At 71.9% G+C, this 12,028-nt stretch carries 11 protein-coding genes; 6 read left to right on the top strand and 5 right to left on the bottom strand.

Translation table 11 applies throughout. The annotated features are described in order from the left end of the window. Positions 1-28: 28 nt before the first annotated feature. The 4 genes from FCN18_RS19265 to dxs all read right to left on the bottom strand — a co-directional run bounded on the left by FCN18_RS19265 (position 29) and on the right by dxs (position 4,717). Complete coding sequence (locus FCN18_RS19265) at positions 29-853, bottom strand: aldo/keto reductase (RefSeq protein ID WP_137095761.1); 825 nt, start codon at positions 851-853, stop codon at positions 29-31. A gap of 17 nt (positions 854-870) precedes the next feature. Next, positions 871-2,007: a sensor histidine kinase gene (locus tag FCN18_RS19260; protein ID WP_112266937.1), complete on the bottom strand. Its 1,137-nt coding sequence runs from the start codon at positions 2,005-2,007 to the stop codon at positions 871-873. Beyond that, complete coding sequence (locus FCN18_RS19255) at positions 2,004-2,699, bottom strand: response regulator transcription factor (protein WP_112266939.1); 696 nt, start codon at positions 2,697-2,699, stop codon at positions 2,004-2,006. The genes FCN18_RS19260 and FCN18_RS19255 overlap by 4 nt, the downstream gene beginning before the upstream one ends. Before the next feature lie 98 nt (positions 2,700-2,797). Then, entirely contained in the window at positions 2,798-4,717 is a 1,920-nt protein-coding gene (gene dxs, locus FCN18_RS19250; RefSeq protein WP_112266941.1) for a 1-deoxy-D-xylulose-5-phosphate synthase, read from the bottom strand. A 147-nt stretch (positions 4,718-4,864) separates the two neighbouring features. Between dxs and FCN18_RS19245 the strand changes: the two genes are divergently transcribed. Both FCN18_RS19245 and FCN18_RS19240 read left to right on the top strand, forming a co-directional pair. Next, positions 4,865-6,340, top strand: a complete 1,476-nt coding sequence (locus tag FCN18_RS19245; protein WP_112266943.1) for an aldehyde dehydrogenase family protein — start codon at positions 4,865-4,867, stop codon at positions 6,338-6,340. A gap of 292 nt (positions 6,341-6,632) precedes the next feature. After that, positions 6,633-7,214 carry a putative glycolipid-binding domain-containing protein gene (locus FCN18_RS19240; protein ID WP_137095760.1) on the top strand — a complete coding sequence of 194 codons (582 nt, stop codon included), beginning with the start codon at positions 6,633-6,635 and terminating at the stop codon, positions 7,212-7,214. A 231-nt stretch (positions 7,215-7,445) separates the two neighbouring features. On the opposite strand, the gene FCN18_RS19230 is transcribed toward FCN18_RS19240, so the two are convergent. Further along, positions 7,446-8,162: a FadR/GntR family transcriptional regulator gene (locus FCN18_RS19230; RefSeq protein WP_112266947.1), complete on the bottom strand. Its 717-nt coding sequence runs from the start codon at positions 8,160-8,162 to the stop codon at positions 7,446-7,448. Between the two features lie 94 nt (positions 8,163-8,256). Here FCN18_RS19230 and FCN18_RS19225 point away from each other — a divergent pair, with 94 nt between their 5' ends. From FCN18_RS19225 to FCN18_RS19210, 4 genes are read left to right on the top strand one after another with little or no spacing between them, the layout of a single operon-like run. After that, entirely contained in the window at positions 8,257-8,766 is a 510-nt protein-coding gene (locus FCN18_RS19225; protein ID WP_112266949.1) for a gluconokinase, read from the top strand. Positions 8,767-8,806: 40 nt separating this feature from the next. Further along, entirely contained in the window at positions 8,807-10,198 is a 1,392-nt protein-coding gene (locus FCN18_RS19220; RefSeq protein WP_137095758.1) for a GntP family permease, read from the top strand. A gap of 12 nt (positions 10,199-10,210) precedes the next feature. Next, positions 10,211-10,963, top strand: a complete 753-nt coding sequence (locus FCN18_RS19215) for an SDR family oxidoreductase (RefSeq protein WP_137095757.1) — start codon at positions 10,211-10,213, stop codon at positions 10,961-10,963. Between the two features lie 16 nt (positions 10,964-10,979). Then, on the top strand, positions 10,980-11,996 hold the full coding sequence (locus tag FCN18_RS19210) for an L-idonate 5-dehydrogenase (RefSeq protein ID WP_228714039.1): 1,017 nt from the start codon (positions 10,980-10,982) through the stop codon (positions 11,994-11,996). Positions 11,997-12,028 lie beyond the last annotated feature (32 nt).

The raw sequence follows: 12,028 nt of genomic DNA, 5'->3' as shown, positions 1-12,028 counted from the left end.
AGGCCGGAGCGTATAGGGTGTTATACGGTTAGCTGTGCGTGTCGGGGTGCGGGCCGAGGCGCTCGCCCGCCTCCAGGGTCGCGAAGCCGGCTACGTCCTGCTCGTCGAACTCGAAGTCGAAGACGTCGATGTTCTGCTTGATCCGCTCCGGCGTCACCGACTTCGGGATCGCGATGTGGCCGAGTTCGATGTGCCAGCGCAGCACCACCTGCGCCGGGGTCTTGCCGTGCTTGCGGGCGACCGTGGAGATCACCTCACTGCCGGAGAGCCGCTCGCCGCCCCGTGCGATGGGGCTCCACGCCTCCGTCGCGATGCCGTGCTCCTCGTGGAACGCCCGCAGCTTCGGCTGCTGCAGCCACGGATGCAGCTCGATCTGGTTCACCGCCGGGACGACCCCGGTCTCGTCGATGAGCCTTCGCAGGTGCGGCGCCTGGAAGTTGGAGACGCCGATCGCGCGGGCCCGGCCGTCGGAGGCGATCTTCTCGAGCGCCCGCCACGTGTCGACGTAGCGATCCCTGCTCGGCACCGGCCAGTGGATGAGGTACAGGTCGACGTAGTCGAGCCCCAGCTCCCGCAGACTGCCCTCGAACGCGCGCAGAGCCTCGTCGTGGCCGTGCTCGGTGTTCCACAGCTTGGTGGTGACGAACACGTCCTCGCGCGGCAGCCCAGACTCCCGCACGGCCTGGCCCACACCGCGTTCGTTGCGGTACAGCGTCGCCGTGTCGATGCTGCGGTACCCGGCCTCGAACGCCCGGTGCACCGCGCCCGCGACGTCGCCGTCCGGGATCCTGTAGACGCCGTACCCGAGCTGGGGGATGCGGACACCGTTGTTGAGTTCGACTTCGGAAACCATGTCCCGACCGTAACCCGCTACGGTGCCGCGGGCAGGTGGACGGTGACCGCGAGCCCACCGCCGACCACGGGCTCGGCGCCGACCGCGCCGCCGTGGGCCTGCACGGCGGCACGCACGATGGAGAGCCCGAGACCGGCCCCCGACCGCGCGGTGCGGGCGACCCCCGCCCTGCGGAACGGCTCGAACAGCTCGGTGACGGTCGCGGGGTCGATCAGCGGCCCCGACGAGCGGACCCGCAGCGTCGCGCGGCGGGGCCCCTGCTCGGTGGCGACCTCCAGCCAGCCGCCGTCGACGTTGTGCCGCACCGCGTTCTCCAGCAGGTTGCCCGCCACGCGTTCCAGCAGCGCGGCGTCGCCGGTGGTGATGGCGGGAGCGAGGTTGAACTCCGCCCGCAGGCCCCGCCCCTCGGCTTCGGTCCGCACCGCCCGCCACGCCGTGCCGGCGACCGCGGCCAGATCCACCGGTTCGGTGAGCACAAGCCCCGCGCCGTCGGTGCGCGCGAGCAGCAGCAGCGAGCCGACGAGCTGCTCCGCCCGCTCGGTGGCGTCGCGCACGACCCCGGCCATGCGCCGCAGCTCGGCCTCGTCGGCGTGCTCGTCGGACAACGTCACGTCCAGCTCGGTGCGAATCACCGAGAGGGGGGTGCGCAGCTCGTGGCTCGCGTTGGCGACGAAATGCCGCTGCGCGTCGAACGCGGCCTGCAGCCGGTCGAGCATGGCGTCGAACGTGTGGGCCAGCTCGGCGAGTTCGTCGCGAGTGGACAGTTCCCCGATGCGCTCCCCCATCGACTCGACCGAGAGGCGCGTCGCGGTGTCGGTGATCTCCCGCAGCGGCCGCAGCACACGCGAGGTGAACGTCCACGCCAGGATCCCCGCGGCGGCCACCACGAAGCAGAAGGCGATCACCCCGGCGATCAGCACGCGTTCCCTCGCGTGCTGTCTCAGATGGTCGGCCAGCACCGACGCCTCGATGTCGGCGCCATCGACCCGGACGGTGGTGCCGGGCGGCAGCTGCGGCACCGCGGCGACGGCGTCACCGACGAGTGTCCACGCGAGCCACAGCAGGACCAGGCTGACGGCCGCGGCGAGCACGGTCGCGAGCACGGTGATACGGGCGCGCAGGCTGCGCACCGGGAGTCCCGTACGGCGGATCACTCCGCGAGCGAACCAGACTCCGCACTCGAGCCCGCGCCCGGCACCCGGTAACCGGAACCGACCACCGTGTCGATGATGCCCGGCTCACCCAGCTTCTTGCGCAGCGTCATCACCGTGACGCGCACCGTGGTGGTGAAGGGGTCGGCGTTCTCGTCCCACACGCGCTCGAGGAGGTCCTCGCTGCTGACCACGGCGCCGCCCGCGGAGAGCAGCACCTCCAGCACGCCGAACTCCTTGCGCGTCAGCTCCACCAGCTCACCGCCCCTGCGCACGGTGCGGCGCGAGGGGTCGAGCTCGACGTCGCCCGCGGTGAGCACCGGCGGCGTGGCCGGGGTGGCCCGCCTGCCCAGCGCGCGCACGCGCGCGACCAGTTCGGGGAACGCGAATGGCTTGGCGAGGTAGTCGTCCGCCCCCAGCGACAGGCCCTCGACCCGGTCGGACACCGCCCCACTGGCGGTGAGCATGAGCACCCGGGTCAGCTCCCCGGACGTGACGATCTCCTTGCACAGGTCGTCACCCGACATGCCGGGCAGGTCCCGGTCGAGCAGCACGACGTCGTACCGCGTGATGGCCGCCTTCTCGTGACCCTCGTCCCCCGTGAAGGCGACGTCGACGGCCATGCCCTCCCGGCGAAGGCCGCGCGCGATCGCCTCGGCGAGCGGCGCCTCGTCCTCAACTACCAATACCCGCACGTCAACACCGTGTCACAGATTTCTGAGAGCTTCCTGTGTGAAGACCCGGTTGAAATTCTAGGCGTTCAGCGGCTCCGGCTCGCCGGTGCGAGACGGGCTCATTCCGGCGTGGACTCCGTGGTCTCCACGGTGCTGGTGGCGTGCGGCTCGCCGAGACGGGTGGAGGCCCACTCAGTGACCCTGCGGGCGACGTCCTGGGCCGTGAGCCCGATCCCGGCGAGCACCTCGTCACGCGTGCCGTGTGCCAGGAATCGTTGCGGCACACCGAGATCACGCAACGGAACGTCGCAGTCGGCGTCACGCAGCGCAGCGGCCAGCGCGGAGCCGAAGCCGCCGTGGCGGCCGCTGTCCTCGACCGTGACCACGAGCCGGTGACGGGCGGCCAGCTCCACGAGCTGCTCCGGCACCGGCACCACCCACCTCGGGTCGACGACGGTCACGCCGATGCCCTGGTCGGCCAGCCGGTCGGCCGCCGCGAGCCCGAGCCGGGCGAAGGCGCCCACCACGACCAGCAGCACGTCCTCGCTGGCACCCTTGCGCAGCACGTCGACCGTGCCGATCCGCTCCTGCGCCGGCACCGACTCCACGACGCCGCCACGCGAGAAGCGCAGCGCGGTGGGCCCGTCGGAGACGGCGACCGCCTCGCGCAGCTCCTCCCGCAGCGTCTCGGCGTCGCGCGGGGCGGCGACCCTCATACCCGGCACCATGCCGAGCAGCGACAGATCCCACATACCGTGGTGGCTTGGCCCGTCGGGGCCCGTGATGCCGGCGCGGTCGAGCACGAACGTCACGGGCTGCCGGTGCAGCGCGACGTCCATCAGCACCTGGTCGAACGCGCGGTTGAGGAACGTCGAGTAGATCGCCACCACCGGGTGCAGCCCGCCCATCGCCAGCCCCGCCGCCGAGGTGACCGCGTGCTGCTCTGCGATGCCGACGTCGTACCAACGGTCCGGGTAGGCGTCGGCGAACCTGTGCAAACCCGTCGAGCGCAGCATCGCCGCCGTGATGGCGACCACGTCCTCGCGTTCGGCTCCGATGCGGGCGAGCTCGTCGGAGAACACCGACGTCCAGCTCGGCCCCTTCTTCGGCGGCAGCCCCGTCTGTGGGTCGATCGGGTCGGTCTGGTGCATCTGGTCGGCCTCGTGGTTGACCGCGGGCGGGTAGCCATGGCCCTTCTCGGTCACCGCGTGCACGATCACCGGCCCGCCGAACGACTTCGCGTTGTGCAGGGCCTTCTCCAGCGCGGCGACGTCGTGACCGTCGACGGGGCCGAAGTACTTGAGGCCGAGGTCCGAGAACATCACCTGCGGGCTGAGCGCGTCCTTGATGCCCGCCTTCGCGGCGTGCAGGGCCGTGTAGAGCGGCTTGCCGACCACCGGCGTGTGCTGGAGCAACTCACGCCCACCGTCGAGGATCCGCTCGTAGCCGGGCCGCAGGCGCAGTGCGGCGAGGTGCTCGGCGAGGCCGCCGATCGTCGGCGAGTACGACCGGCCGTTGTCGTTGACCACGATCACGACGGGGTGGTCGGGATTGGCGGCGATGTTGTTGAGGGCCTCCCAGCACATGCCGCCGGTGAGCGCGCCGTCACCGACCACCGCGACGACGTGCCGCCCCCCACCCGCGAGCCGGTATGCCTTGGCGAGACCGTCCGCGTAGGACAGGGCGGTGGAGGCGTGGCTGTTCTCGATGTGATCGTGGTCGCTCTCCGCGCGCGCCGGGTAACCCGCGATGCCGCCCTGCTGGCGCAGCTGGTCGAAACCATCATGGCGGCCGGTGACGATCTTGTGCACATACGACTGATGGCCGACGTCGAACAGGATCGAGTCGCGCGGCGAGTCGAAGACGCGGTGCAACGCCAGCGTCAGCTCGACAACCCCCAGGTTGGGCCCCAGGTGACCGCCGGTCCTGCACACCTTCTCGACAAGGAACTGCCTGATCTCCTCGGCCAGCACGCCCAGTTGCCCGTGGTCCATTCGCCTGAGGTCGGCCGGCCCGTGTACGGACTCCAGCAACGTCACGCTCCACCTCGCTCGCCTCGGTTCGATGCCTCGCCCGCCCAGTCTAGGAGAGACACGCCACGATGAAGTCGGCCTCGACCGGGTGGATCCATCACCACGACAAAGGTACGGTCGTGAACCATTGTCTGGAGTACGGAGAGACGAACGATGGCGGACTTCTTCATCGGCGGGGAATGGGTCGGCGCGGCCTCGGGTGGCACGCGGGAGATCCGTTGTCCCGCCGACGGTTCCCTCGTCGCCACTGTGGACGAAGGGACGCGGGAGGACACCGAGCGCGCGATCGCGGCGGCCAGGGCGGCGTTCGACGACGGAGCCTGGTCCTCGACCCCCTCCTGGCAGCGGGGCGACCTCCTGCTTCGCGTGGCCGACCTGCTCGACCGCGACCGGGACGCCTTCGCAAGGGCCGAGTCGCTCGACACGGGCAAACGCCTGGTGGAGAGCGAGTACGACATGGCCGACATCGCGGCCTGTTTCCGCTACTACGGCAAGCTCGCCGGCCAGGACGCCGGTCGCGTGGTGGACACCGGGGACGCGGACTCCGTCAGCCGGATCGTGCACGAGCCGGTCGGCGTGTGCGGGCTCATCACCCCGTGGAACTACCCATTGCTGCAAACGGCGTGGAAGGTCGCGCCCGCGCTCGCCGCGGGCAACACGTTCGTCCTGAAACCGAGTGAGCTGACCCCCCACACGGCGATCCTGCTCATGCGGATCCTCACCGAGGCGGGCCTGCCCGCCGGGGTCGGCAACCTCGTGCTGGGCGCGGGCGCCGCCGCGGGCGCGCCGCTGGCGGAGCACCCCGACGTGGACCTCGTCTCGTTCACCGGCGGCCTCGGCACCGGCAAGGTGATCGCGGCCTCGGCCGCGGCCACCGTGAAAAAAGTCGCACTCGAGCTCGGGGGCAAGAACCCGAACGTCGTCTTCGCCGACGCCGACTTCGAGACGGCCGTGGACTACGCGCTCACGGCGATCTTCCTGCACTCGGGCCAGGTGTGCTCCGCGGGGTCGCGGCTGATCGTGCAGCAGGAGATCCATGACGCCTTCGTCGACGAGGTGGTGCGCCGCGCGGAGCTGATCCGGCTCGGCGGCCCGTTCGACCCCGAGGCCGAGACCGGGCCGCTCATCTCGGCGGCGCACCGCGAGAAGGTGGAACGCTACGTCGCCACCGCGCTCGCCGAGGGCGCCGTGCTGCGCACCGGGGGCCGCAGGCCGGACGACGAGAAGCTGGCGGACGGCTTCTACTACCTGCCGACCGTGCTCGACGGCGTGGCACAGGGCAGCACCGCGGTCAGAGAGGAGTCGTTCGGACCGGTGCTCACGGTGGAGACGTTCACCGACGAGGACGATGCCGTGCGCATCGCCAACGACACCCACTACGGGCTCGCGGGCGCGGTGTTCACGTCCGACGCCTCCCGGGCGCAGCGCGTCGCGGGCAGGCTGCGTCATGGAACGGTCTGGATCAACGACTTCCATCCCTATCTGCCGCAGGCCGAGTGGGGCGGGTTCAAGCAGTCCGGCTTCGGGCGGGAGCTCGGGCCGACAGGGCTGGCCGAGTACCAGGAGGTCAAGCACATCTATCAGAACTTGCGGCCCGCGCCGCAGCGCTGGTTCTCGGGAGGCTCCTGACCGGGAGGAAGGCATGGGCGGCGACCGGGTGGACGACGGACCCGGCGCCGATGAGCAGCACCGCGCCCCACAGCACGCGACCGGGTGCCCGCTCGAGGCGGGACCATCCGATGTGGATGATCCCGCGGTGCGGTAGCTGAACCGGTGAATGGCGCTGCTCGAGTCCGGCCCGGACCGCGAGTCCCCCGCTCGGGACCGCGAGTCCCCCGCTCCGGACTGCGAGTCCCCCGCTCGGGGCCGCGAGTCCCCCGCTCCGGACTGCGAGTTGCGCGTTCCCGACTACCGTTGCGGTATGTCCTTCGCCGCGCCGCCCGCGAGCGCCGCCTGGTCACACGAGGGTGCGCGATCCGGGTTCGAGGTCGCCTACTTCGAGCCCGCCGATGAGGGGTACCACCTGCGTGGCTGCACCACGGCGGTCGAGCACGACGTGCCCTGGATCGTCGGCTACGACATCACGGTGGACCGCGCGTGGAAGACCCGCCGGACCGTCGTCACCGCGCGCTGGGCCACCGGCGCGCGCACGACGGTGCTCGAGGCCGACGGCGAGGGGCACTGGTGGGTCGACGGCGCCGAGGCCGGGGACCTCGACGGCTGCCTCGACGTCGACCTGGAGTCGTCGGCGATGACCAACACGCTGCCGGTCCACCGCCTCGCCCTGCCGCCGGGCCGGCGGGCGTCGGCTCCGGCGGCCTACGTGCGCGCGGACGACCTCGCCGTCGAACGGCTGGAGCAGGTCTACGAGCACCTCGTCGACAACGACAGGCGGCACCGGTACGACTACTCCGCTCGCGCCTTCGAGTTCGCCTGCACCCTGGTCTACGACGAGTCGGGGCTCGTCCTCTCCTACCCCGGCATCGCCGCCCGCACGGCCTGAACGCACAACTCGCGGTCCGGAGCGGGGGACTCGCGGGCTGGAGCGGGCAACTCGCGGGCTGGAGCGGGCAACTCGCGAGCCGGAGCGGGGGACTCGCGGTCCGGAGCGGGGGACTCGCGGGCTGGAGCGGGCAACTCGCGGTCCGGAGCGGGGGACTCGCGAGCCGGAGCGGGCAACTCGCGAGCCGGAGCGGGCAACTCGCGAGCCGGAGCGGGGGACTCGCGAGCTGGGTCAGCGTTGCCAGAGGGGCAGCATCGCGTCGCGGACCTCGGCGAGCAGCTCGCGCATGCCCTCCTCAGCGTCGACGGCACGCCCGCTCGCGACGGCGCGGGCCACCTCCTCGTGCAGGGCCAGCGCCTCGGGAACGGGCTGGTGCGGCATGAGGCCCAGCTGGGTCCGGCCGCGCAGCACGACAGCCACCACGTCGGCCAGCGCGCCGAACATCTCGTTGCCGCTCGCCTCCAGCAGCAGCCGGTGGAAGGCGATGTCGAGCTCGAGGAACTCGGCGAGCCTGCCCGCCTCGCCCAGCCCGCGCATGCGACCGGCCACCTCCACCACGCGCTCCCGCTGCGCCGCCGACGCGCTGCGCGCCGCCGCACCCGCCGCGAGCGGTTCGATCGCGATCCGCAGCTCGGTCAGTGACCGCAGCTGGGCGTCCCGCCCCGACCCGGAAAGGCGCCACCAGATCACCCTGGGGTCGAAAACGTTCCACGAGTCCCTCGGCTGCACCGTGATGCCCACGCGGCGCCGCGAGGTGACCAGGCCCATCGACTCCAGGATCCGCATCGTCTCGCGGGCGACCGTGCGCGAGACGCCGAAGCGCTCCTGGATGCGGTCGAGCGTGAGGACGTGACCGGCGGGCAGGTCGCCGCAGGTGATCTCGAGACCGATCGTGTCCAGCACCGGACTGTGCCTCGCCTCGACACCCGGCTCGTACCCAACGCTCACCCACAAAGCCTATCCGGGAGGGGCCCCTTCCCCGGCTCCGCCAATGGTGTTATCTTTCCGCCCCAAAGATAGTACCTTTCAACGAGGAGCGGTCATGGCGTCCACGTGCCTGGTGGTGATGGGGGTGTCCGGTGCGGGCAAGACCACCATCGCCGAGCTCATCGCCACCCGGCTGGGCTGGCGCATGGCCGAGGCGGACGAGTTCCATCCCCCGGCCAACATCGAGAAGATGACGGCGGGCACGCCGCTCACGGACGCCGACCGGGCGCCGTGGCTGCGGGCCATCCGGGACTGGATCAGCGAGCGCGCCGCGGCGGGTGAGAACGCCGTCGTGACGTGTTCCGCGCTCAAGCGCTCCTACCGCGACATCCTGCGCGGGGCCACGGCGCGCGTGCGGTTCGTCCACCTCTACGGCACCGCCGAGACCCTCGGCGCCCGGCTGGCCGAGCGCTCAGGCCACTTCATGCCGCCCTCGCTCCTCGGCTCGCAGTTCGCCGATCTCGAGCCGCTCTCCCCCGACGAGGACGGCGTGACCGTCGACGTCACCCAAGGTCCCGGGCAGGTCACCGCCACCGCGCTGACGCGCCTCGGCCTGCACCCGTGACCCGCCCCACCGCGACACCGGAAAGCAACGGAGCTGACGTATGAACACCGACGAGTGGACCCAGACGCTCGGCGCGGGCCCCCTGCTGGGGATCGCCGCCGGAGCGATCGCCGTGCTGCTCTTCCTCATCATCAAGCTGAAGGTCCACGCCTTCCTGGCGCTGGTCACCGTCAGCGCCGCCACGGCGTTCGCCACCGGGATCCCGGCGGGCGAGGTGATCGACACGCTGACCGACGGGTTCGGCTCGACGCTCGCGAGCGTCGCCCTGCTGGTGGGTCTCGGCGCGATCCTCGGCAGGCTCGTGGAGGTGAGCGGTGGCGCGCGGGCGCTCACCGACGCCCTGATCCGCCGGTTCGGCGAGGACCGGGCCCCGCTCGCGCTCGGCATCGCGTCGCTGATCTTCGGCTTCCCGATCTTCTTCGACGCCGGGCTCGTCGTGATGCTGCCGATCGTCTTCTCCGTCGCGAGGCGCCTCGGCGGCGGCGTGCTGCGCTACGGCCTGCCAGCGGCGGGCGCGTTCTCGGTGATGCACATCTACGTCCCGCCACACCCGGGCCCGGTCGCGGCCAGCGGGCTGCTCGGCGCCGACGTCGGCCTCGTCATCGCGTTCGGCCTCCTCATCGCCATCCCGACGTGGTTCGTCACCAGCTACCTCTTCGGTGTGTGGGCAGGCAAGAACATCGTCCTTCCGGTGCCGAACATCCTCACCGGCGGCAAGCAGGAGGACGACGAGCGCGACGAGAACCCGCCGAAGCCGGGCACCGTCGTGTGGCTGCTGCTGCTGCCGCTCGTGCTGATCTTCACCGACACCGGCCTGAACACCGCGGGTTCGGCGGGCTGGCTCGACGAGGACGCCGGCTGGTTCCAGGTCGCGAGGGCCATCGGCTCGACCCCGATCGCCCTGCTGATCACGGTGTTCGTCGCGATGTACGTGCTCGGCACCCGGCGCGGCCGCGGTAAGGAGACGCTGGAGAAGCTCGTCGACTCCGCGCTCGGCCCGGTGTGCTCGATCATCCTCATCACCGGCGCGGGCGGCATGTTCGGCGGGGTGCTGCGGGCCAGCGGGATCGGGGACGCGCTCTCCGACGCGATGTCCGACCTTGGCCTGCCCGTGATCGTCGCCGCGTACCTGATCGCCACGGTGCTGCGTATCGCGCAGGGCTCCGCGACGGTCGCGCTCACCACCGCGGCGGGCCTGGTGCAGCCGCTCGTGCTCGGCGGGTCGTTCAACGGCGTCGAGCTGGCCGCGCTCGTGCTCGCGCTGGCCGCCGGCTCGGTGACGGCAGGCCATGTCAACGACTCCGGGTTCTGGCTCGTCGGCCGGTTCTTCGGGATGGATGTGAAGACGACGCTCAAGACGTGGACGGTCATGCAGACCACGATCGGCCTCATGGGCTTCGCGTTGTCGTCGGCGGTGTTCGTCCTCGCGTAACGGGAGAAACCCTTGTCACACAAGCTGTTCGACCTCACCGGCCGGGTCGCGCTGATCACCGGCAGCAGCCGGGGCATCGGCCACGCGATAGCGGCCGGGCTCGCCGCCGCCGGGGCCACGGTCGTGCTCAACGGCCGGGACCCGGACCGGCTCGAGTCCGCCCGCGCGGCGCTGGGCGCGGACGCGGCGGCGTTCGACGTCACCGACGAGGCGCAGGTGACCAGCGCCGTCGCGGAGCTCGCCGAGCGGCACGGCGGCATCGACATCCTCGTCAACAACGCGGGTTTCCAGCACCGGCAGCCGCTGCTCGACCTCGCGCTCGCCGACTGGGAGGCCGTGCTGCGCACCGACCTCACGAGCGCGTTCGTGGTCGGCAGGGCCGTCGCGCAGGGCATGATCGAGCGGCGCCGCGGCAAGATCATCAACATCTGCTCGGTGCAGACGGACCTGGCCCGCCCCTCGATCGCCCCGTACACGGCGGCGAAGGGCGGGCTGCGGAACCTGACACGGGCCATGACCGCCGAGTGGGCGGGTCATGGCCTGCAGGTCAACGGCATCGCGCCTGGCTACTTCAACACGGAGCTGACCTCGGCGCTCGTCGCCGATTCCGAGTTCAGCGCGTGGGTCACCGGACGCACCCCGGCCGGCCGCTGGGGTGCGGTCGCCGACCTGGTCGGGCCTGCGGTGTTCCTCGCCTCGGACGCCTCGGCGTTCGTCAACGGGCAGGTGCTGTTCGTCGATGGCGGCATGACCGCCGTCGTCTGACCTTCCGGGAGGAATCGTGGAGTACCGGGCACTGGTGGCCCACGGGGCCGGTGACCTGCGGGTGGAAACCCGCACGATGCGTGAGCCCTCGCCGCACGAGGCCGTGGTGGCCGTCGGTTACGGCGGCGTCTGCGGCTCGGACCTGCACTATCACGCGCACGGCGCGGTGGGAGAGTCCGTGCTGCGCGGGCCGATGGTGCTCGGGCACGAGGTGTCCGGTCACGTCGCGGTCGCGGCGGCCGACGGTTCCGGCCCAGCCGAGGGCACGCCGGTGACCATCCATCCCGCGACCCCGTGCGGCGGGTGCGAGCTCTGCGCGGCGGGGCGGCAGAACCTGTGCCCGCACACCACGTATCTCGGCTCCGCGGCCCGGTTTCCGCACACCGACGGGGCGTTCGCCGAGCGGCACGTGGTGGACGCGGCCCGGCTCGTGCCGTTGCCCACCGGGCTGGACGTCCGCACCGCGGCGCTCGCCGAACCGGCGTCGGTCGCCTGGCACGCCGTGTCGAGGGCGGGCGAGGTCGCGGGCAAGCGCGTACTCGTGGTGGGCGCGGGGCCGATCGGCGCCCTCGTGGTGTCGGCGCTGCGCCGCGCGGGCGCGGGCGAGATCGTGGTGACCGACCTCCACGAGCGGCCGCTGCGACTGGCCCGCGAGCTCGGCGCCGCCGCGACGTTCACCGGCAGCGCGCCAGAGGACCTGGGCGCCGACGTCGCGATCGACTCCTCGGGCGCGGCGGCGGGTGTGGCCACCGCGGTGCGCGCACTGCGCCGCGGCGGGCACCTGGTGCTGCTCGGCCTGCCACCGAGGCCCGAGCAGCCGTTCCTCTCCGGGCTCGTGGTGACGCGCGAGCTCACCGTCACCGGCTCGTTCCGCTTCCACGCCGAGCTGGCGGGCGTGGTCGCCGCGCTGGCCGACGGCTCGTTGGTGGCCGAGCCCGTGATCAGCCACGAGTTCCCGCTCGCCGAGGCGGAGACCGCGTTCGCGACGGCCCGCGACGCGTCGTCGTCGGGCAAGGTGCTGCTGCGGTTCTAGTCCCCCCGCGACTCAAGCAACAGACTCCCGGC

It is taken from the genome of Prauserella endophytica (assembly GCF_005146945.1).
Lineage (GTDB): Bacteria > Actinomycetota > Actinomycetes > Mycobacteriales > Pseudonocardiaceae > Prauserella_A > Prauserella_A endophytica.
The sequence above is the reverse complement of the archived record's forward strand: the minus strand, read 5'-3'. Positions and strand labels throughout refer to the sequence as shown.

What these genes read in the sequence shown, in the direction of transcription:
- FCN18_RS19240 (WP_137095760.1), top strand. Translation starts at nt 6,633, where the DNA reads ATGTCCTTCGCCGCGCCGCCCGCGAGCGCCGCCTGGTCACACGAGGGT.
- FCN18_RS19220 (WP_137095758.1), top strand. Translation starts at nt 8,807, where the DNA reads ATGAACACCGACGAGTGGACCCAGACGCTCGGCGCGGGCCCCCTGCTG.
- FCN18_RS19245 (WP_112266943.1), top strand. Translation starts at nt 4,865, where the DNA reads ATGGCGGACTTCTTCATCGGCGGGGAATGGGTCGGCGCGGCCTCGGGT.
- FCN18_RS19265 (WP_137095761.1), bottom strand. Translation starts at nt 853, where the DNA reads ATGGTTTCCGAAGTCGAACTCAACAACGGTGTCCGCATCCCCCAGCTC.
- FCN18_RS19225 (WP_112266949.1), top strand. Translation starts at nt 8,257, where the DNA reads ATGGCGTCCACGTGCCTGGTGGTGATGGGGGTGTCCGGTGCGGGCAAG.